Source organism: Nocardioides sp. HB32 (assembly GCF_054058995.1).
In genome coordinates this window covers 2,216,580-2,234,987 of the sequence record NZ_JBSSBS010000001.1, presented here as the reverse complement: position 1 = coordinate 2,234,987, position 18,408 = coordinate 2,216,580, and the positions used below count along the sequence as shown (strand labels likewise).

General features: G+C 72.8%; 24 protein-coding genes. 12 read left to right on the top strand and 12 right to left on the bottom strand.

Annotation, left to right across the window (positions count from 1 at the left end):
* Positions 1-2 precede the first annotated feature (2 nt).
* Entirely contained in the window at positions 3-1,070 is a 1,068-nt protein-coding gene (locus ACVW2K_RS11400) for a ferredoxin reductase (RefSeq protein ID WP_457202589.1), read from the bottom strand.
* 142 nt (positions 1,071-1,212) lie between these two features.
* Between ACVW2K_RS11400 and ACVW2K_RS11395 the strand changes: the two genes are divergently transcribed.
* On the top strand, positions 1,213-1,839 hold the full coding sequence (locus tag ACVW2K_RS11395; protein ID WP_028637532.1) for a TetR family transcriptional regulator: 627 nt from the start codon (positions 1,213-1,215) through the stop codon (positions 1,837-1,839).
* Between the two features lie 64 nt (positions 1,840-1,903).
* Here the strand turns inward: ACVW2K_RS11395 and ACVW2K_RS11390 are convergent, their stop codons facing one another.
* From ACVW2K_RS11390 to ACVW2K_RS11375, 4 genes are all read right to left on the bottom strand, one after another.
* Positions 1,904-2,569, bottom strand: coding sequence for an SDR family oxidoreductase (locus ACVW2K_RS11390; RefSeq protein ID WP_028637531.1), 666 nt, complete (start codon positions 2,567-2,569; stop codon positions 1,904-1,906).
* Entirely contained in the window at positions 2,566-3,534 is a 969-nt protein-coding gene (locus tag ACVW2K_RS11385; RefSeq protein WP_457202588.1) for a zinc-binding dehydrogenase, read from the bottom strand. Before ACVW2K_RS11385 ends, ACVW2K_RS11390 begins: the two co-directional genes overlap by 4 nt.
* A gap of 24 nt (positions 3,535-3,558) precedes the next feature.
* A complete protein-coding gene (locus ACVW2K_RS11380) occupies positions 3,559-4,734 on the bottom strand; it encodes an NAD(P)-dependent malic enzyme (protein WP_457202587.1) in 1,176 nt (391 codons plus the stop codon).
* Positions 4,735-4,855: 121 nt separating this feature from the next.
* A complete protein-coding gene (locus ACVW2K_RS11375) occupies positions 4,856-5,170 on the bottom strand; it encodes a S24/S26 family peptidase (RefSeq protein WP_457202586.1) in 315 nt (104 codons plus the stop codon).
* A 53-nt stretch (positions 5,171-5,223) separates the two neighbouring features.
* Between ACVW2K_RS11375 and sodN the strand changes: the two genes are divergently transcribed.
* From sodN to ACVW2K_RS11360, 3 genes are all read left to right on the top strand, one after another.
* Positions 5,224-5,625, top strand: a complete 402-nt coding sequence (gene sodN, locus ACVW2K_RS11370; RefSeq protein ID WP_028637527.1) for a superoxide dismutase, Ni — start codon at positions 5,224-5,226, stop codon at positions 5,623-5,625.
* 349 nt (positions 5,626-5,974) lie between these two features.
* Positions 5,975-6,403, top strand: a complete 429-nt coding sequence (locus tag ACVW2K_RS11365; protein WP_028636987.1) for an ATP-binding protein — start codon at positions 5,975-5,977, stop codon at positions 6,401-6,403.
* The gene (locus tag ACVW2K_RS11360; RefSeq protein WP_028636988.1) at positions 6,403-7,215 is read left to right on the top strand and encodes an RNA polymerase sigma factor SigF; all 813 of its coding nucleotides are present in this window, start codon (positions 6,403-6,405) and stop codon (positions 7,213-7,215) included. Before ACVW2K_RS11365 ends, ACVW2K_RS11360 begins: the two co-directional genes overlap by 1 nt.
* Here the strand turns inward: ACVW2K_RS11360 and ACVW2K_RS11355 are convergent.
* A complete protein-coding gene (locus tag ACVW2K_RS11355) occupies positions 7,212-7,598 on the bottom strand; it encodes a hypothetical protein (protein WP_457202585.1) in 387 nt (128 codons plus the stop codon). The genes ACVW2K_RS11360 and ACVW2K_RS11355 overlap by 4 nt on opposite strands.
* A 217-nt stretch (positions 7,599-7,815) precedes the next feature.
* Between ACVW2K_RS11355 and ACVW2K_RS11350 the strand changes: the two genes are divergently transcribed.
* The gene (locus ACVW2K_RS11350) at positions 7,816-8,067 is read left to right on the top strand and encodes a WhiB family transcriptional regulator (protein ID WP_028636990.1); all 252 of its coding nucleotides are present in this window, start codon (positions 7,816-7,818) and stop codon (positions 8,065-8,067) included.
* 11 nt (positions 8,068-8,078) lie between these two features.
* Here ACVW2K_RS11350 and ACVW2K_RS11345 read toward each other — a convergent pair whose 3' ends face one another.
* The gene (locus ACVW2K_RS11345) at positions 8,079-9,554 is read right to left on the bottom strand and encodes a sensor histidine kinase (protein ID WP_028636991.1); all 1,476 of its coding nucleotides are present in this window, start codon (positions 9,552-9,554) and stop codon (positions 8,079-8,081) included.
* 88 nt (positions 9,555-9,642) lie between these two features.
* On the opposite strand from ACVW2K_RS11345, the gene ACVW2K_RS11340 reads away from it, so the two are divergent.
* The 5 genes from ACVW2K_RS11340 (at position 9,643) to ACVW2K_RS11320 (ending at position 13,184) form a co-directional block, all read left to right on the top strand.
* Complete coding sequence (locus tag ACVW2K_RS11340) at positions 9,643-10,494, top strand: DUF2785 domain-containing protein (protein WP_028636992.1); 852 nt, start codon at positions 9,643-9,645, stop codon at positions 10,492-10,494.
* A 9-nt stretch (positions 10,495-10,503) separates the two neighbouring features.
* Positions 10,504-12,141, top strand: coding sequence for an acetolactate synthase (locus ACVW2K_RS11335; RefSeq protein WP_457202584.1), 1,638 nt, complete (start codon positions 10,504-10,506; stop codon positions 12,139-12,141).
* A complete protein-coding gene (locus tag ACVW2K_RS11330) occupies positions 12,134-12,622 on the top strand; it encodes a GNAT family N-acetyltransferase (protein ID WP_457202583.1) in 489 nt (162 codons plus the stop codon). Before ACVW2K_RS11335 ends, ACVW2K_RS11330 begins: the two co-directional genes overlap by 8 nt.
* Positions 12,622-12,993 (top strand): thioesterase family protein, encoded by a 372-nt coding sequence (locus ACVW2K_RS11325; protein ID WP_028636995.1) that lies wholly within the window; start codon positions 12,622-12,624, stop codon positions 12,991-12,993. Before ACVW2K_RS11330 ends, ACVW2K_RS11325 begins: the two co-directional genes overlap by 1 nt.
* A gap of 116 nt (positions 12,994-13,109) precedes the next feature.
* Positions 13,110-13,184: a 50S ribosomal protein bL37 gene (locus ACVW2K_RS11320; RefSeq protein WP_369759046.1), complete on the top strand. Its 75-nt coding sequence runs from the start codon at positions 13,110-13,112 to the stop codon at positions 13,182-13,184.
* A gap of 63 nt (positions 13,185-13,247) precedes the next feature.
* Here the strand turns inward: ACVW2K_RS11320 and rsrA are convergent, their stop codons facing one another.
* From rsrA to ACVW2K_RS11295, 5 genes are all read right to left on the bottom strand, one after another.
* Positions 13,248-13,538, bottom strand: a complete 291-nt coding sequence (gene rsrA, locus ACVW2K_RS11315) for a mycothiol system anti-sigma-R factor (RefSeq protein WP_028636996.1) — start codon at positions 13,536-13,538, stop codon at positions 13,248-13,250.
* Positions 13,535-14,170 carry a sigma-70 family RNA polymerase sigma factor gene (locus ACVW2K_RS11310; protein WP_036569966.1) on the bottom strand — a complete coding sequence of 212 codons (636 nt, stop codon included), beginning with the start codon at positions 14,168-14,170 and terminating at the stop codon, positions 13,535-13,537. The genes rsrA and ACVW2K_RS11310 overlap by 4 nt, the downstream gene beginning before the upstream one ends.
* Before the next feature lie 62 nt (positions 14,171-14,232).
* Positions 14,233-14,877: an alpha/beta hydrolase family protein gene (locus ACVW2K_RS11305; RefSeq protein ID WP_457202582.1), complete on the bottom strand. Its 645-nt coding sequence runs from the start codon at positions 14,875-14,877 to the stop codon at positions 14,233-14,235.
* Positions 14,878-14,884: 7 nt separating this feature from the next.
* A complete protein-coding gene (locus ACVW2K_RS11300; RefSeq protein WP_028636999.1) occupies positions 14,885-15,631 on the bottom strand; it encodes an SOS response-associated peptidase in 747 nt (248 codons plus the stop codon).
* 26 nt (positions 15,632-15,657) lie between these two features.
* Positions 15,658-16,386: a hypothetical protein gene (locus ACVW2K_RS11295; RefSeq protein WP_028637000.1), complete on the bottom strand. Its 729-nt coding sequence runs from the start codon at positions 16,384-16,386 to the stop codon at positions 15,658-15,660.
* A 112-nt stretch (positions 16,387-16,498) separates the two neighbouring features.
* On the opposite strand from ACVW2K_RS11295, the gene ACVW2K_RS11290 reads away from it, so the two are divergent.
* Positions 16,499-17,848 carry a sigma-70 family RNA polymerase sigma factor gene (locus ACVW2K_RS11290; RefSeq protein WP_457202581.1) on the top strand — a complete coding sequence of 450 codons (1,350 nt, stop codon included), beginning with the start codon at positions 16,499-16,501 and terminating at the stop codon, positions 17,846-17,848.
* Between the two features lie 45 nt (positions 17,849-17,893).
* Positions 17,894-18,388, top strand: a complete 495-nt coding sequence (locus ACVW2K_RS11285; protein ID WP_457202580.1) for a DoxX family protein — start codon at positions 17,894-17,896, stop codon at positions 18,386-18,388.
* The last annotated feature ends 20 nt before the right edge of the window (positions 18,389-18,408 follow it).

Below are 18,408 nucleotides of genomic sequence, written 5' to 3'. Positions count from 1 at the left end.
CCTCAGAGGTCGACGACGCAGTCGCCGACGGGGGCGTTCACACAGATCTGGATGTCCTCGTCGGGCAGCGAGGACTCGACACCGGTGAGCACGTTGCGCACGGTGCCCTCGGTCTTGCGGGTGGTGCACGACAGGCAGATGCCCATCCGGCAGCCGGACTCCGGCGTGAGGCCCGCGGCCTCGGCCTGCTCGAGCAGCGGTGCGCCCGATCCGGCGACGGTCCGCCCGGACCGCTCGAACACGACGTCGCCGCCCTCGGCGCCGGCGCGCACCCGCGGCGGGCGGAAGTACTCGACCCGGAGCGCGTCCGACCCGTCGTACGCCGCCCGGACGGCCTCGATCATCGGCGCCGGACCGCAGGCCCAGGTGGGCACCTCGCGGTATCCCGGGACGAGGCGCTCGAGGTAGGCCGGCGACAGGTTCGGGTCACCGAGCTCGGGGTGCAGGAGGCGGACGTCGATGCCGTGGCCGGACCGCCGTACCTCGTCGAGCTCGGCCGCGAAGATCTGGTGGTCGGGGCTCTGTGCGTAGTGCAGGAACGTGATCCGGCCCCGGTGCGTGCGGCGCTGCAGGGTGCGCAGCATCGACATCAGCGGGGTGATGCCGGAGCCGCCGCTGATCATCAGCACGTGCTCGGGGACCCGGGCCGGCAGCACGAACTCGCCCCGCGCCTGCGAGAGGTGCACCATCGTGCCCGCCGCCGCGCGCTCGACCAGGTAGCGGCTCACCACCCCGCCGGGGTTGGCGCGAACGGTGATCGTGAACCGGTCGCCCGGTCCGGACTCGGGGCTGGAGATCGAGAACACCCGCGTCGTACGGCGGGCGCCGTCGACCTCGACGCCGACCTGCACGTGCTGGCCGGCGCGGTGTCCCGCCCAGGTCGAGGTGGGCTGGAGGGTGACCGTGGCGACGGGCGGGTGACCAGGGACGTCGACCTCGCGGTGGACGGAGACGATCCGGGCACGCACCTCGTGCGCGGCCCACATCGGGTTCAGCTGCTCGAGGTAGCGGTCCACGCCGTGCGGCGACGTGAGGGCCGCCAGCGCCCGGGACCGGAGGATCCGGTTCACGTCCGCTCCTTCCTCTCAGTGAACATCCGTACACTGAAAGTGTCGGCGCATACCGCGAGTACGGTCAAGGGCCGCGGCGGTGACCCCCGCCACGCCGCCCCGAGCGGGAGCACGGGCGTGCACCGGGGTCTAGCCTGAGCGCATGACCGAGCCGGTCTCCCGGGTGGAGCGCAAGGAGCGCACGCGGCGCGCGATCCTCGACGCGGCGCTGGAGCTCTCCGACGAGAGCACCCTCGCGGCCATCTCGCTGCGCCAGGTGGCCAAGCAGGTCGGCATCGTGCCCACCGCGTTCTACCGGCACTTCGACTCGATCGACGCGCTCGGCCTGGCGCTCGTCGACGAGGCGTTCGCCTCGCTGCGCACGATGATGCGCGACATCCGTCGCGGTGACCCGGCGCTGGCGGACATCGTGGACCGCTCGGTGTCGGTGCTGGTCGACCACGTGCACGGCCACCGGGCGCACTTCCTGTTCATCGCCCGCGAGCGGGCAGCCGGGCCGCCCGGCGTCCGCGACGAGATCCGGCACCAGATCGAGCTCTTCGAGCGCGAGCTCTCCACCGACCTGGCCAGGTTGCCGGGCACCGACACCTGGTCCCCCGAGGACCTCGGGGTGCTGTCGAACCTGATCGTCACCGCGATGGTGTCCACCGCCGAGTCCATCCTCAGCGCTGCCGGCCGTCCCGACGTCGAGAAGCAGCTGGTCGAGCAGGCCCGCACCCAGCTCCGGATGGTGCTCGTCGGCGCCCTGAACTGGCGCTCGAAGCCCTGACGGCGCCGTAGTCCCTGGCGAAAATGCTCTCCGGACGGCGTGTCGAGAGCATTTTCGTCAGGGACTACCCCGGACGGACGGTGAGGTCGGGGATGGTCGCGTCGCGGGGCAGGTCGAGCACGTGCAGGATGGCGTCGGCGACGGTCTCGGGCCGGATCCACGCGCCCGCGTCGTACTCCTTGCCCTCCTGGCGGTGCACCTCCTCCTGCATCGGCGTCGCGGTCCGGCCCGGGTAGACCGTCGACACCCGCAGGTCCGGCTCCTCGCCCCGCAGCGCGTCGGCGAGCGCGCGCAGGCCGTGCTTGGAGGCGGCGTACGCCGACCAGCCGGGGTGCGCGGCGAGGCCGGCGCCGGAGTTCACGAAGACGACGGTGCCGCGGGCCGCGCGGAGTGCCGGGAGCGCGACCCGGGTGAGCGCGGCCGGCGCGACCAGGTTGACCCGCAGCTGCGTGGCCCAGTCGTCGACGGAGAGCTCGCCGACCGGACCGAGCTCGACGACCCCGGCGGCGTGCACCACCGAGTCGAGCCGGTCCGGGAGCCGCAGCGACTCGACCGTCTCCGGCCAGGCGAGGTCGGCGACCTGCACGTCGGCGCCGTCGTACGACGAGCGCAGCTCCTCGGCCCGCTCCTCCGAGCGGGCGACCAGCACGAGCGCGTCGCCACGCTCGAGCAGCCGGCGCGCGAGGACCGCGCCGATACCGGAGCCCGCTCCGGTGACGAGGTGCGTCATCGGGTGAACACGATCTTGCCGAACTGCTCCCCGTCGAGCATGGCGGCGAACCCCTCGCGCGCCTCGACCATCGGCAGCACCCGGTCGATCAGTGGCCGCGCGCCCGTCGCGTCGAGCATCGAGACCAGGGATGCCAGCTCGTCGCGGGTCCCCATCGTCGAGCCGATGACGCTGAGCTGGAGGAAGAAGATGCGGGTCAGCTCGGCGTCGTCGAGGTCCGGCCCGGACGTCGTGCCGGAGGTGACGATCCGGCCGCCGGGGCGCAGCGAGCGGATGGAGTGCGACCAGGTCGCCCGGCCGACGGTCTCCATCACCGCGTCGACCTTCATCGGCAGCCGCGCGCCGGACTCGAACACCTCGTGCGCGCCGAGGTCCGCCGCCCGCTGCCGCTTCGCCTCGTCGCGGCTGGTCGCGACGACCCGCAGCCCGGCCGCGCGCGCGAGCGTGATGACGGCCGTGGCGACCCCGCCGCCGGCACCCTGCACCAGCACGGTCTCGCCGGCCCTCAGCTGACCGCGCGTGAACAGCATCCGGTACGCCGTGAGCCACGCCGTCGGGAGGCAGGCGGCCTCCTCGAAGGACAGCGACGCCGGCTTCGGCACCACGTTGCGCCGCGGCACCGCGACCTTGTCGGCGAGGGCGCCCTGGTAGCGCTCGGAGAGCAGCGACCGCTTCGGGTCGAAGGTCTCGTCGCCGGTCCACGACGGGTCGCTGATGACCGCGTGCACGACGACCTCGTTGCCCTCCTCGTCGTATCCGGCGGCGTCACAGCCGAGGATCATCGGCAGCGCCTCCTCGCGGAGGCCGACGCCGCGCAGCGAGAACAGGTCGTGGTGGTTGAGCGAGGCGGCCTTGACGGTCACCGTGGTCCACCCGTCGGGGACCTCCGGGTCCGGCCGCTCCCCCACCTGCAGTGCCGAGATCGGGTCGTCCTTCGAGAACTTGTCGGCGTAGACGGCGAACATGCTCCCAACCTATCGAGGGCTCGCCTACCGGCGCGCCACGCCGTCCCGCCGTGCGGCGGCCGCCACGGCCGTCGCGACCGCAGGCCCGACCCGCGGGTCGAAGGGCGACGGGATCACGTAGTCCTCGGCGCGCCCGTCGCCGACGAGGTCGGCGAGCGCCTGTGCGGCCGCGAGCTTCATGCCCTCGGTGATCGCGGTGGCGTGCACGTCGAAGGCGCCCCGGAAGATGCCGGGGAACGCCAGCACGTTGTTGATCTGGTTCGGGAAGTCCGATCGACCGGTGGCGACCACGCGAGCGTGCCGGTGGGCGACGTCGGGGTGGACCTCGGGGTTGGGGTTCGCCATCGCGAAGATGATCGAGTCCGCGGCCATCCGCGCGACGTCCTCCTCGGGCACGGTGCCGCCGGAGACGCCGAGGTAGACGTCGGCGCCGTCCAGCGCCTCGGCGAGGGTGCCGGTGCGGCCGGTCTTGTCGGCGGTCATCTCGGCGAGCTCCCGCTTGACCGGCGTCAGGTCGCTGCGCCCGGAGTGCACGACCCCCTTCCGGTCGGTGACCGCGAGGTCCTTGATGCCGGCCTCGAGCAGGATCTTCGCGATCGCGACGCCCGCGGCGCCCGCGCCCGAGATCACCACCCGCGTGGTCGCCGCGTCACGACCGGTCAGCGTCAGCGCGTTCCACAGGGCGGCCAGCGCGACCACCGCCGTACCGTGCTGGTCGTCGTGGAAGACCGGGATGTCCAGCATGGCCTTGAGCCGCGTCTCGATCTCGAAGCACCGCGGCGCCGAGATGTCCTCGAGGTTGATGCCCCCGAAGCTCGGCGCCAGCCGCGCGACCGTCTCGATGATCTCCTCGACATCCGTGGTGTCCAGGCAGATCGGTACGCCGTCGACGTTCCCGAACTGCTTGAACAGCACCGCCTTGCCCTCCATCACCGGCATGGCCGCGGCCGGTCCGATGTCGCCGAGACCGAGCACGGCGGTGCCGTCGGTGACGACCGCGACGGTGTTGGGCACCCAGGTGTAGTGCTGGGTCAGCGACGGGTCGCCCGCGATCGCCTCGCAGACGCGGGCGACGCCGGGCGTGTAGGCCAGCGACAGGTCGTCGCGACCCTCGAGCGGGACCGTGGCGCGGACCGCCATCTTGCCGCCGACGTGCAGGTCGAAGACCGGGTCGCCGGCGTGCGGGTGCGGAGCAGACATGGGGATGCTTTCCGTCGGGACGTGCGGACGCTCTCTGAGGAGGTGGCGGCTCGACGCGCGAGGGGTGGTGCGCGGAACCGTCGGACCTCGGGGTTCTCCCGCTCAGCAGTCTGGCACAGCGTCAGAACCGCCGTGGCCGGGGCCAGATCCTGGCGACGGTGACAGCGATCACGTCCGGGTCGGGCACCGGCCCCCGGTGTCGCGAGTCGACGCCTTCGGCGGGGTTGTCCGACAGCAGCCACCAGGCCGGCTCGCCCGACGCGGTGACCCGTCGTCCGACCGCGCGCTTGACCGCGATCGTCCCGTCGGCGAGGCGGGCCACGACGAGGTCGCCCGCGTGGACGGGGCGCCGGTAGGACACCAGCAACCGGTCCCCGGGCCGGAGCGCCGGCAGCATCGACCGGCCCCTGACCACCGCGAAGCCCCACGTCCACACGCGGAGTAGTGTCGCAGCGTTAGACCAGGACAACCGAAGACGAGAGGACCCGCATGTTTGCGCGACTGTTCGCCCCCACCCTCGAGGTTTCCGCCCACTGCGACCTTCCCTGCGGTGTCTACGACCCCGCGCAGGCCCGCATCGAGGCGGAGTCGATCAAGGCCATCATCGCCAAGGTCGCGGACAACGACGACCCGGACTTCCGCACCCGCGCCATCCTGATCAAGGAGCAGCGCTCCGAGCTGGTCAAGCACCACCTCTGGGTGCTGTGGACCGACTACTTCAAGCCGCCGCACTTCGAGAAGTACCCCCAGCTGCACACCCTCGTGAACGAGGCCACCAAGCTCGCGGGTGCCGCCGGCACCAAGGGTGAGCTGGACGCCGGCAAGGCCGACGAGCTGCTCGCGAAGATCGACGAGATCGCCGAGATCTTCTGGGAGACCAAGAAGGCTTGAGCTTCGCTCAAGCCTTCTTGGTCTCAAGCGCGACTGAGCGAAGCGAAGTCTCGACCGTCGACGGTGACCACAGCGGACGTGGAAGGAAGGCCTGAGCCTGCGAAGGCCTTCCGCTCCCGAGGCTCGACCGGGCGGAGCGAAGTCGCGACCGTCCACCGTCACCACAGCGGACGGTCCCGAGGCTCGACCGCTGGTGACTCAGCCAGAGCTCCGTCACCGCGAGCTCCAGGACGCCCCTCTAGTTAGCGGGGACCGCGCCCCGGGTACGACACCCGGGGGACGGTCCCCGCTACTCTTCGCGGCAGGGGCTCGGCCCTCCCACCCCACGACCACAGGCCCGGAGGGCGACATGGCTTCGATCGGCGCAAGGACCGCGACGACCGGGCAGGCGGGCCGACGGGCCGACGTCGAGCTGCGACTGCCCGCGGACAGTGCGTTCGCGTCCGTGCTCCGGACCACCACGGCCGGGCTCGCGGCCCGGCTGGACTTCCCGATCGACGACATCGAGGACCTGCGGATCGCCGTCGGCGAGGCGAGCGCGATGGTGCTCCCGCAGGCCGGGATCGGCTCGGACCTCACCTGCCGCTTCTACATGGCACCCGGCGAGCTCACGGTGAGCATCGCGGTGGGCGCCGACGGTCCCGTCTCGCCCGACTACGACAGCTTCGCGTGGCAGGTGCTCACCACCCTCGCCTCGCACGCGACCGCCCACAACGAGGGCGACACGTTCGTCATCACGCTCACCATGGAGTCGGGCCACCCCGAGATCGGGTCGTGATGACAACGCCCGCCGGTTCGGTCGCCCCGGACCCCGATGCGACGACGGGTGTGGAGGTCACCCGGAGGCGCAGCGCGGAGCTGTTCCTGGTCTTCCGGGACGAGGACGCCTCCCCGGCGACCCGGGACGCCGCGCGCGACGCGCTGGTGCACCTGCACCTGCCGTTGGTCGAGCACTGTGCCCGCCGGTTCCGCAACCGCGGCGAGCCGCTGGAGGACCTGGTCCAGGTCGGGACGATCGGGCTGATCAAGTCCATCGACCGCTTCGACTCCGACCGGGGCGTCGAGTTCTCGACGTACGCGACCCCGACGATCATCGGTGAGATCAAGCGGTACTTCCGCGACAAGGGCTGGGCGATCCGGGTGCCCCGCCGGCTCCAGGAGCTGCGCATGCAGATCGGCGCCGCCACCGCCGAGCTCACCCAGAGCCTGGGCCGGTCCCCGACACCGCGCGAGCTCGCGGAGGCGATCGGCTGCACGGTCGAGGAGATCGTCGAGGGCATCGAGTCGAGCAACGCCTACTCGACCCTCTCACTGGACGCCAGCGACGACAGCGACGACGGCGCCGCGACCATGCTCGACGCGATCGGCGTCGACGACGAGGGCCTCGAGCACGTCGAGATCCGCGAGTCGATCAAGCCGCTGCTGGACCGGCTCGAGCCGCGGGAGAAGAAGATCCTCCTGCTGCGGTTCTTCAGGAACATGACGCAGTCGCAGATCGCCGACGAGATCGGCGTCTCCCAGATGCACGTGTCCCGGCTGTTGAACCGCACGCTGGAGCAGCTGCGGACCTCCCTGGAGGAGTCGAGCTAGTCCTCGCTGTCGGCGAGCGCGTCGATGCTGCTGGGGAGCAGCAGCCCGAGGAGCACGATGACGGCCACGACGGCCATCGCGACCGCGGCCACCGTGGTGTCACCACCCCGGAAGCTCCAGGCCACGCCGAGCTGGATCAGCTGGGCCAGCACGATCGGGCTCCGGGCCCAGGAGCGCCCGTGGGTGATCGCCCACGCGGCCGCCAGCAGCAGCCCGCCGTACGCCGCGAAGAACACCGCGGTGGTCAGCGCGACCGCGGCCCGGTCCGAGGAGATGCTGGCCAGCTCCAGCACGGCGTACCCGAGCAGGAACAGGCCCTCGATCGCCACCAGGGAGGCCGCGACGACGAGCGGTGCCGGGTTGGGGGCGCTGCGTAGACTCACACCCGGAGCCTAGAAGAACCCTGTTCCGCCCCGGAAACACGGGCGTGACGGCTGTGACGAAACGAACCACCCGCAGGGGTTGTTTAACGGTCCAACAGTTGCCAGTCTTGTGGGTGCGCTCGTGAATGCGTTCACTTCGCCGTGCCCCGAGGGCACCCGCAGGTCTTGTCCGCTCCTGACCTGCACGCTGAGCTTAGGAAAGAGGGATCCCCCAGCCATGGATTGGCGCCACCGTTCCGCCTGCCTCGACGAGGACCCTGAGCTGTTCTTCCCGATCGGCAACACCGGTCCGGCCATCCTCCAGATCGAGGAGGCCAAGCAGGTGTGCCGACGCTGCGAGGTGCGCGAGCAGTGCCTCGCGTGGGCGCTCGAGGCCGGCCAGGATCACGGCGTCTGGGGCGGCCTGAGCGAGGACGAGCGTCGCGCGCTCAAGCGCCGCAGCGCCCGGTCCCGGGTGCGCACGGCCTGATCACCGGCTGATCACTCCAGGGGTACGTCGAGCGCCGCGCGGGTGCCCGTCCCTTCGGGCCGCGGACCCAGCGTCAGCTGACCGCCGAGCTCGGACTCGACGAGCGTCCGCACGATCGACAGCCCCAGGCTCGTCGACCCGTCCAGGTCGAACCCCTCGGGGAGTCCGCGGCCGTCGTCGTCAACGGTGACGTGCAGCCGGCCGACCAGCCGGCCCGCGGTGAGCACGATCTCCCCGGCGGTGTCCGGCGCGTCCGGGTCGTACCCGTGCTCGACGGCGTTCTGCAGCACCTCCGTGAGCACCATCGCCAGGGCGGTCGCCGACTCCGACGAGAGCACGCCGAAGCTCCCCTCGCGCCGGACCCGGACCCGGCTGCCGACCGCGCTGACCTCGGTCACCATCCGCGCCAGCGGGTCCACGAGGTCGTCGAAGTCGACCTGCTCCTCGACCGCCTGGCTGAGCGTCTCGTGCACGATCGCGATCGACCCGACCCGGCGCACCGCCTCCTCCAGCGCCAGCCGCGCCGACTCGGAGTCCATCCGGCGCGCCTGGAGCCGCAGCAGCGCAGCGACGGTCTGGAGGTTGTTCTTCACCCGGTGGTGGATCTCGCGGATCGTCGCGTCCTTGGTCACCAGCTCGCGGTCCCGGCGGCGCAGGTCGGTGACGTCGCGGACCAGCACCAGCGCGCCGATGTGGTCGCCCTGCGGCCGCAGCGGGATCGAGCGCACGATCAGCGCGACGCCCTCGGTGCCGATCTCGGTGTCCCGGTGCGCCCGGCCGCCCAGCACGGCGCTCAACGTCTCCTCGTCCGGCCGGCGCCGTGGCGGCACCAGGTCGCGCGTGGTCTCGGCCAGGGACAGCCCGGTCAGGTCGCCCGAGAGGCCCAGCCGGCGGAACACCGACAGCGCGTTCGGGCTCGCGTAGACGACCTTGCCGGCCGCGTCCACCCGCAGGAACCCGTCGCCCACCCGCGGGGTGTCGGCGTGGTCGCTGCGCTGCCCGGCGGCCGGGAAGTACCCGTTCGCGATCATCTGCGTCAGGTCCGCCGCCGCCTGGAGGTAGGACAACTCGAGCCGGCTCGGCGTGCGGACGCCGAGCAGGTTGGTGTTCCGGGCGACGACGGCGATCACCCGGCCGGCCCTGCGCACCGGGATGGTCTCGACCCGCACCGGCACGTCGTCGCGCCACTCGGGGTCGCCCTCGCGGACCAGCCGCCCCTGTCCGTACGCCGCGTCGATGAGCGGCCGGCGGCCCACCGGGACGAACGTGCCGATCACGTCGTCGACGTACGCCGTCGGGCCGGTCGTCGGCCGCATCTGGCCGGCCGCCCAGAAGCCCTTGCCCTCCCGGTCGGGCAGCCACAGCACCAGGTCGGCGAACGACAGGTCGGCGATGATCTGCCAGTCCGCCTGCAGCAGCTGCAGCCACGCGACGTCGTCGACGTCGAGATCCGTGTGGCTGCGCACCAGCTCGGTGAGGGACGGCACGCTGGCAAGGGTAGGGGCGCCGCGGAAGGTTCCGGCATCGGGTGGACCCCCGCTGGACGTCTGGACCACCTCTGCGAAGATGGCTCCCATGTCGGGGTCGTACTGGAAGCAGGTTCACGCGACCGGCCTGGCGGTCCCGCAGGACCGGCCGCTGGACGACCTCACGGCCGAGCTGACCCGGATGCTCGGCGACCCGGACCCGGCTCTGCGCGACGGCACGGCCTACCCGACGCTGACCACGTGGGTCGACCGCGGCGTGTACGACGACCTGCTCGGCGGCCTCGGCGACGGGATGGCGATCGGTCTGCGGGTGGGGCTGGGCGAGCAGGACACCGACAGCGTGTTCCGGCGCAGCTTCTCGGCGCTCGTCCTGGGCGAGTGCATCGCCCGCGACAACCAGCGCCCGCTGCTGCCCGGCGGCAAGATCCTCGAGTGGGGCGACCGGATCGCGGCCTGGCTGCTGCGCGAACGCGACCTGCGCGCCTTCGTCCCCGGCAAGGGGTGGGCGCACGCCGTCGCGCACGGCGCGGACACGCTCGCGACCCTCGCCAACTCGCCGCACCTCGCGCAGCCCGAGCTCACCGTGCTGCTCGACGTGATCGCGGACCGGGTGCTGCTGCCCGTGGAGCGCCTGTTCACCAACGGCGAGCCGGACCGGCTGGCGTTCGCGACCATGAACGTCCTGCGCCGCAACGTGGTGCCGCTGCGCGTTCTCGAGCCGTGGATCCGCCGGCTCGCGATCGCGGCCGGCACCCGGGCGTCGTACGACGGGCGCGACCCGTACCTGCTCGGCGGCAACGCCGAGGCGTTCCTCCGGGCGCTGTACCTGCAGCTCGCGATGGGCACCCGCCCGCCCCAGGTGCGCTCCGACCTGCTGCTCGTCGTGGTCGACGCGCTGAAGGCGACGAACTCGGCGTTCCTCTCTGCTACGGGTGAGTAACATTCGGGCATGCCCACGGAACTGACCGGCCACGCGGGCGAGCTCGCGGTGGCCGTCGCCCAGGCGCACGGCGTCGAGACCATGTTCACGCTGTCCGGGGCGCACGTCTTCCCGCTGTACGACGGCGCCGTGAAGTCCGCCTCCCCGCTCCGGCTCCTCGACGTGCGGCACGAGCAGACCGCGGCGTTCGCGGCGGAGGCGACCGGCAAGCTGACCCGGGTGCCCGGCCTCGCCGTGCTGACCGCCGGGCCGGGTGTCACGAACGGCCTCAGCGCGGTCGCGCAGGCCCAGTTCGCGGGCTCGCCGATGGTCGTCGTCGGCGGTCGCGCGCCGCAGGGTCGCTGGGGCACCGGCGCGCTGCAGGAGCTCGACCAGCCGCCGATCTTCGCGCCGGTCTCGAAGCTGGCGCGCACCATCCCGACCGCCGCCGACGTGGCGGACGGCATCCACGACGCGTTCCTCACCGCCGGCTCACCGCACCGCGGCCCCGTGTTCGTGGACGTGCCGATGGACGAGCTCTTCAACAGCGCCACCTGCGAGCTGCCCGACCTCACCGCTCCGCGTGGCGCCGTGCCGGACCCGGAGGCCCTCACGGAGGTCGCGGAGCTGCTGGCCGGTGCCACCCGGCCGGTGCTGATCGTCGGCACGGACGTGTGGGCCGATCGCGCCGAGGAGGCCGCGCTTCGGTTCGTCGAGAGCGCCGGCGTACCGGCGATCACCAACGGCATGGGCCGCGGCGTCGTCCCCGGCGGCCACCCGCTGCTGGTCACCAAGGCGCGGAGCCAGGCGCTCAAGGGCGCCGACCTCGTGGTCGTCGTCGGCACTCCCCTGGACTTCCGGCTCGGGTACGGCGTCTTCGGCGACGCCCAGGTCGTGCACGTCGCGGACTCCCCCGGCCAGGTGTCCGGCCACGCCCCGCTCGCGGCGTCGGTCTCCGGCGACCTGACCACGGTGTTCGACGGGCTGCTGGCCGAGCTGGAGCAGGTCGTCCGGCGGCCCGACTGGTCCGCGTGGGTCGCGGACCTGCAGGCCGGTGTCGCCGCCGGGGTCGAGCGGGACGCCGCCCTGCTCGGCGCCGAGGCCGACCCGATCCACCCGGCGCGCATCTATGGCGAGCTGGTGCCGCGGTTGGCCGACGACGCGGTCGTCATCGGCGACGGCGGCGACTTCGTCAGCTTCGCCGGCAAGTTCGTCGAACCGAAGCGGCCCGGCGGGTGGCTCGACCCCGGCCCCTACGGCTGCCTCGGTGCCGGCCTCGGCGCGGCGATCGCCGCCCGGCTGGCGCGGCCGTCGGCGCAGGTGGTGCTGCTGCTCGGCGACGGGGCCGCGGGCTTCTCGCTCATGGACGTCGACACGCTGGTGCGCCACGGCCTGCCGGTCGTGATGGTGATGGGCAACAACTCCGCCTGGGGCCTGGAGAAGGGCCCGATGCAGATGCTCTACGGGTACGACGTGATCGCCGACCTCGCCCCGCGCACGGCGTACGACCAGGTGGTCCGCGCCCTCGGCGGCGCCGGCGAGACCGTCACCGATCCGCGGGAGGTCGGCCCCGCGATCGACCGCGCGTTCGCCTCCGGCGTGCCGTACCTGGTCAACGTGATCACGGACGTGGCCGCGACCTACCCGAGGACCAGCTTCGGTGTCTGATCTCGTCGTCCGCCGGGCGCACCCCGAGGACCTCGCGGCGGCGGGCGAGGTGACCGTCGCGGCGTACGCCGAGTTCACCGAGGGCCCCGACGACCACTACATCGCCCTGTTGCGGGACGCGGCGAAGCGCGACCGCGAGGCCGAGCTGTGGGTCGCCGAGCGCGACGGCGACGTGCTGGGGACCGTGACGATCGCGCTGCCCGGGTCGCCGTGGCGCGAGATCGGCGCCGAGGACGAGGGCGAGTTCCGGATGCTCGCGGTGTCGCCGACCGCGCGCCGGCAGGGTGTCGGCGAGGTGCTGACCCGGCTGGTGATGGAGCGGTTCCGCGAGCTGGGCTTCCGCGGGGTGGTGCTGTCCAGCCTCGCCGAGATGACCTCGGCGCACCGGGTCTACGAGCGGCACGGCTTCCGGCGCGCGCCCGATCGGGACTGGTCACCGATGCCGGGCGTGGACCTGATCGCGTTCGTGGCCGACCTCTGATGGACGCCACGCTCAGCTTCACCGTCACCGACGCGGACACCGCCGCCGCCGTCGGCTCCGGCAGCCTCCCCGTCCTCGGCACGCCCCGGCTGCTCGCCTGGTGCGAGGCCGCGACCTGCGCGGCGATCGACCCGACGCTCGCCCCGGGCGAGACCAGCGTCGGCACCCGCGTCGAGCTGGAGCACCTGGGCGCGAGCGCGGTCGGCCAGCGGGTCGAGGTGAGCGCGTCCGCGTCGTACGTCGACGGTCGGCTGCACCGCTTCACCGTCGCCGCGCGCCACGTCGGAGGCTCCGCGGTCGGCAAGGTCGTGGGCACCGGCGAGATCACCCGCGTCGTCGTCGACGCGGAGCGGTTCCTGGGCCGGCTCTGACGATTCGTCCGAACGCAGAGGTGACCGGCCGCAGGACCCGATTTCGCGCTCGCGCGCGAGTTTGAGAGACTGGACGTCGGCCCTCGGGCCAGACACGTCCGATCAGGAGGAACATCATGGGCAAGACCGGCCGCAAGCGCCGCGCTCGCAAGAAGAAGGGCGCGAACCACGGCAAGCGCCCCAACGCCTGAGCGCGAAAGAGACAGAACCCCCGAGCCTTCCGGTTCGGGGGTTCTCGTTCGTCCGGGGGTCGGTCAGGGGGTCTCGCGGATCTCCACCTGGACCTGGCGGATCCGCAGCAGCACCCGCTGGCGCAGCTCGTCGGGCGCGGCCTCCGCGCAGGAGCGGGCCACGACCGACTTCACGGTCCGCTGGAGGTCGTACTTCTCCAGGCACGGGTTGCACTGGTCGAGGTGGATACGCACGGCCGAGCAGTCGGCCGCGTCCAACTCGTTGTCGAGGAAGTAGACGATCTGCTCGAGGAAGTCGGCGCACTCGGCGAGCGAGGGGTCCGAGCCCATGTGGTGATCGGCCTCGTGGGTCATGACGCGCCTCCGTCCCGGCCGACCGTGAGCAGGTCGTTGTCGCGCACGTAGTCCGAGAGCATGTCGCGCAGCTGGCGCCGGCCCCGGTGCAACCGGGACATGACCGTGCCGATCGGGGTGTCCATGATCTCGGCGATCTCCTTGTAGGCGAAGCCCTCGACGTCGGCGAGGTACACCGCGAGCCGGAACTCCTCCGGAAGGCGCTGGAGCGCGTCCTTCACCTGGGAGTCGGGCAGGTGCTCGAGCGCCTCCATCTCGGCCGACCGTAGCCCGCTCGAGGAGTGCGACTCCGCGCGGTGCAGCTGCCAGTCCTCGACGTCCTCGGACATCGACTGCTGCGGCTGGCGCTGCTTCTTGCGGTAGGTGTTGATGAAGGTGTTCGTCAGGATGCGGTACAGCCACGCCTTGAGGTTGGTGCCCGGCCGGAACTGGTGGAAGGAGGAGTACGCCTTGGCGAAGGTCTCCTGCACCAGGTCCTCGGCGTCCGCGGGGTTGCGCGTCATCCGCATCGCGGCGGAGTAGAGCTGGTCCAGGAACGGCAGCGCGTCGCGCTCGAAGCGCGCGGTGCGCTCCGCCTCCGACTCGGTGGCGACGTCGACATCCTCGGGGGTGGGGTCAGTGGGGTCTGTCATCGTCTCCCAGACTAGCCCGGTCGTGGGGCGTTCGAGCACTGCCAGCATGTTCACGGAACGCCTCAGACCGGGCGCTCATTCCCCGCGACCTCGCGGATCACCCACTCGAGCGTGGACTCCACGATGATCTCGAGGGCCTCCGCCTGGGAGCAGTCGCCGCTCCTCGGCACCCGGAACGAGTGGTCCGCGCCCGGTACGACGGCGAGGTCGATCTCCGGCGGGAACTCGTCGGGCCGGCCCATGGTGTCCCGCTCGCCCTGGATCACCAGCGTCGGCACCCGGGCCCCGAGGAGCTCGGGGAGCCGGGACTTCTCCGACTTCCCGGGCGGATGGAGCGGGAAGGCGAGCGCGAGGCACCCGCTCGCCCCCAGGCTCCGTGCACACCGAGCCGCGGACCGGGCGCCGGCGCTCCGGCCGCCGACCACCAGGGGCGTCCGGGTGCGCAGGTGGTCGGCCGCCGCGGTCAGTCCGGCGTCGAGCGTCGGCGGCGGGGTGGCGACCTTGCGGCCGGCGACCCGCCACGGCTGCTCCAGGCGGACGACGGTGATGCCGTTGCGAGGGAGGTTGGTCGCGAGCGCCTCGAGGTCCGCGGTGTCGATGCCGACGCCGGCCCCGTGGCTGAGCAGCAGGGTCGCGTACGGCGTCCGCGCCCGGTCGGTCACCAGGCGGGCCTCGCCGTGCGGCGTGTCGATCCGGCGCTCGGTCATGGCGCGGTCACGACCCCTCCAGCGGGAGCGGCTCGAGCAGCTCGGGACCGTTGTTCCGGACGTTGCTGACGAGCGGGGAGACCGGGTAGGCCTCCAGCGCCCCGGGCGCGGCCGGGACCAGCAGGTCCAGCAGTCCGTCCTTCGGCCGCCGCGGGTCGAGCCAGTCCGACCAGCGGTCCCGCTCCACCATGAGCGGCATCCGGTCGTGGATGTGGCCGAGGTCGTCCTCGGCGTCGGTCGTGATCACCGTGCAGGTCCAGCGGAACCGGTCCTCGGCGTCGTCCGCCTTCGTCGGGTCGCGCCAGATCTCGTACAGCCCCGCCATCGCGAGCACGCCGTGGTCCTTGGGACGGATGAAGAACGGCTGCTTGCGAGGCTTGCCGGCCGGGGTCAGCTCCTCGGTGGGGTACCACTCGAAGTAGCCGTCCGCGGGCAGCAGGCAGCGCCGGGCCGCGAACGCCCGCTTGTACGCCGGCTTCTCGGCGACGGTCTCCATCCGGGCGTTGATCATCCGGTTGCCGATCGAGGGGTCCTTCGCCCAAGAGGGGACGAGCCCCCAGGTCAGCACCCGCAGCTGGCGGGCCGGCGGCTCCTCGGACTCCTTCGACGGCGGCCGCTCGACGACCGCGTAGACCTCCTTGGTCGGCGCGACGTTGTAGTCGGCCTCCAACGGGGCGGGGATCCGCACGTCGGCGATGTCGAACTCCTCGACGAGGTCCTCGGGGCGCCGGCTGGACGCGTAGCGACCGCACATACCCGCAACCCTAGAGGGCGGGACCGTCAGGCGCGGGTGAGCTCGTCCAGGAGCCGGCCCGCCGCCGCGTCGGAAGCGGGGAGGCCCTCGATCCAGACCCGGGTGCGCGGGACCGAGCCGCTGTCGAGCATCTGGCGGAGCAGGCCGACCCGGCGGGCGATCCGGTCGTCGCGATCGGCGAGCACGACGACCCGCCCGGGGCCGACGTGGCCGATGGTCTCGGGCCCGCGGAAGACGGTGCGCGCCGTGTCGCCGAGCTGGGCGACATGCATGGCCCGGGCCAACACGTCGTCACGGCCGGACGCGGCCTCCGGGTACGGCGGCGCCGCGACGACCACCAGCGCGTGGTCCCCGTCGTGATCCGCGCGGTAGACGTCGGAGATCCGGCTGCGCAGGTGGGCCAGCGTCGAGAGGCCGGTCAGCGGGTCGTTGCAGGACAGGTCGTTGAGGTAGCCGAGCATCGCGTCGCTCCAGGCCACCGCGAGCGCCCGTGTGTACGCGTGCGCCGGCTCGGCGCCGAGCACGAGGCGGGTGGTGGTGGCGAGGCCGTCGAGGGACTCCGCCAGAGAGACGCCGTCCCGGGCGAGGGCGGCCCCGGCGACCTCGCAGGCGACCGTGCCCGACCCCGAAGCAAGAGCCTCCCCGACCGCACCGAAGCGGGGCGGCAGGGCCGCGCGTCGCTCCGATGACAGTTCCCGCTCCGCTTCGGGGTCGCCCGTGGCCCCACGTCGCCAGTGCGTCGTGAACCTTCCCACGGTGGCTCCCCCTCGTTTGGTCTGCCGCGGATGAAACGGGCCCGCTCCGGGTCCATGACGCGAAAGCCGAAAGATTTCCGTGATCTTTCGGCGGCTCGCGCGTTGTAGGTACGTGGCCAGCCACCTCGTGACCGTCGACGGTCCTCCGAGCGACGGTGAGTTGATCTCGCTGGTGCGCGCCGGGGAGACCGACGCGTACGGCGAGCTCTTCTCGCGCCACGTGCTCGCCGCACGCCGGCTCGCACGCCAGCTCGTGTCCGCGGGCGAGGTCGACGACCTGGTCTCCGAGGCGTTCGCGAAGGTGTTGGTGGTCCTCCAGCGCGGCGGCGGACCGGACCTCGCGTTCCGCGCCTACCTCCTCACCGCCGTACGCCGCCTGCACGTCGACCGGATCCGGGTCGGCGCGCGCCTGCACACGACCGCGGACCTCACGCCCTTCGATCCCGGCGTGCCGTTCCGCGACACGGCGGTCGAGGGGTTCGAGAACGCCGCGGCCGCCCGGGCGTTCGGGTCGCTCCCCGAGCGCTGGCAGCTCGTGCTCTGGCACACCGAGGTCGAGGGGCAGAAGCCGGCCGAGGTGGCGACCCTGCTCGGCATGTCGCCGAACTCCGTCTCGGCGCTCGCCTACCGGGCCCGCGAGGGCCTCCGCCAGGCCTATCTCTCCATGCACGCCCAAGACGTCGACGACGACGCCTGCGCGCGGACCAGGGCGAACCTCGGCGCCTACGTCCGCGGCGGCCTCTCCCGCCGCGACTCGGCGCGGGTCGAGGAGCACCTCGAGGAGTGCCGCCAGTGCGCTGCGATCTACCTGGAGCTCACCGAGGTGAACTCCCGCCTCGGCGCCCTGCTCGCGCCGCTGCTGCTGGGCGCCGCCGCGAGCGCGTACGTCGCCTCGGCCGCCGGTGGTGGCACGGCCGTGGCCGGCGGCGGCGTGGTGGCCCTGCTGGACCGGGCCCGGGACGCCGTGATGGCGCACGGGCCGACCGCGGCGATCGCCGGCGCCGCGGCCTCGGCCGTGGCAGCCGGGCTCCTGCTCACCCTGCACCAGGGCGCCGGGAACGTGCCGGCCGCCGAGGACCTGCCCTCGGCGCAGGCGTCGCCGTCGCTGGGCGCCTCCACCGCGCCGGTCCACCGCGACCGGTCCGGTCCCGGCCCAGCCGGCTCCCAGGACCGCTCCGTCACTGCCGACGAGCCGGGTCCGGGGGCGGGCTACGCCGCTCTCACGGCTGGGCCGAGCGGTCCCCCGACCGCTCCCCCGACGGCGCCGCCCTCCGGCTCGCCCAGCGCTCCGCCGCCGACGTCGCCGCCGCCCACGCACCCGCCGTCAGCGCCACCGCAGTCGCCGCTGGTCCAGCTCGACGTGGACGTCTCGGTCGGCCCGGGTGGGATCGGCGCCTCGGTCGGCGGTGGGGTGCTCGGCCAGCAGCTGCCCACGATCGGGGCGACGGTCCCCGTCCCCTGACCGCCGTGCGACTGCCGTCAGGGGCGTCGGGGTACACAGGAGACCATGACCGTCAGCAGACTGATCGCCCGCCCGATGCTCGCGTCCATCTTCCTGGTCGGCGCCGCTGGCGCCCTGAGGAACAGCTCAGCACCCGCCGCGAAGGCCGACGCGGTCACCTCCCGGCTGGTGCCCCTGGCGCGTAAGGCCGGCATCCCGCTGCCGGAGGACCCCGAGACGCTCGTGAAGCTGAACGCCGGTGTCCAGATCGGCGCGGCGCTCGCACTCGCCATGGGCCGTGCGCCGCGGCTCTCGTCCGCGGTCCTCGCCGGCTCGCTGATACCGACCACCGCCGCCGGCCACCGGTACTGGGAGGCCGACGACAACGCGACGCGCAGCCAGCAGCAGCTGCACTTCTTCAAGAACGTCGCGATCATCGGCGGCCTGATCATCGCCGCCGGCGACACCGAGGGCCGGCCCGGCGTGGCCTGGCGGACCCGGCACGCCGCGAAGGACGCCCGTCGCGAGGCCAAGCTCCTCAAGGCGAAGGTCACCTCCTGACGCCTCGGTAGGCTGCGGCT

What these genes read in the sequence shown, in the direction of transcription:
- ACVW2K_RS11395 (WP_028637532.1), top strand. Translation starts at nt 1,213, where the DNA reads ATGACCGAGCCGGTCTCCCGGGTGGAGCGCAAGGAGCGCACGCGGCGC.
- ACVW2K_RS11390 (WP_028637531.1), bottom strand. Translation starts at nt 2,569, where the DNA reads ATGACGCACCTCGTCACCGGAGCGGGCTCCGGTATCGGCGCGGTCCTC.
- ACVW2K_RS11385 (WP_457202588.1), bottom strand. Translation starts at nt 3,534, where the DNA reads ATGTTCGCCGTCTACGCCGACAAGTTCTCGAAGGACGACCCGATCTCG.
- ACVW2K_RS11380 (WP_457202587.1), bottom strand. Translation starts at nt 4,734, where the DNA reads ATGTCTGCTCCGCACCCGCACGCCGGCGACCCGGTCTTCGACCTGCAC.
- sodN (WP_028637527.1), top strand. Translation starts at nt 5,224, where the DNA reads ATGTTTGCGCGACTGTTCGCCCCCACCCTCGAGGTTTCCGCCCACTGC.
- ACVW2K_RS11365 (WP_028636987.1), top strand. Translation starts at nt 5,975, where the DNA reads ATGGCTTCGATCGGCGCAAGGACCGCGACGACCGGGCAGGCGGGCCGA.
- ACVW2K_RS11360 (WP_028636988.1), top strand. Translation starts at nt 6,403, where the DNA reads ATGACAACGCCCGCCGGTTCGGTCGCCCCGGACCCCGATGCGACGACG.
- ACVW2K_RS11350 (WP_028636990.1), top strand. Translation starts at nt 7,816, where the DNA reads ATGGATTGGCGCCACCGTTCCGCCTGCCTCGACGAGGACCCTGAGCTG.
- ACVW2K_RS11340 (WP_028636992.1), top strand. Translation starts at nt 9,643, where the DNA reads ATGTCGGGGTCGTACTGGAAGCAGGTTCACGCGACCGGCCTGGCGGTC.
- ACVW2K_RS11335 (WP_457202584.1), top strand. Translation starts at nt 10,504, where the DNA reads ATGCCCACGGAACTGACCGGCCACGCGGGCGAGCTCGCGGTGGCCGTC.
- ACVW2K_RS11325 (WP_028636995.1), top strand. Translation starts at nt 12,622, where the DNA reads ATGGACGCCACGCTCAGCTTCACCGTCACCGACGCGGACACCGCCGCC.
- rsrA (WP_028636996.1), bottom strand. Translation starts at nt 13,538, where the DNA reads ATGACCCACGAGGCCGATCACCACATGGGCTCGGACCCCTCGCTCGCC.
- ACVW2K_RS11310 (WP_036569966.1), bottom strand. Translation starts at nt 14,170, where the DNA reads ATGACAGACCCCACTGACCCCACCCCCGAGGATGTCGACGTCGCCACC.
- ACVW2K_RS11305 (WP_457202582.1), bottom strand. Translation starts at nt 14,877, where the DNA reads ATGACCGAGCGCCGGATCGACACGCCGCACGGCGAGGCCCGCCTGGTG.
- ACVW2K_RS11300 (WP_028636999.1), bottom strand. Translation starts at nt 15,631, where the DNA reads ATGTGCGGTCGCTACGCGTCCAGCCGGCGCCCCGAGGACCTCGTCGAG.
- ACVW2K_RS11285 (WP_457202580.1), top strand. Translation starts at nt 17,894, where the DNA reads ATGACCGTCAGCAGACTGATCGCCCGCCCGATGCTCGCGTCCATCTTC.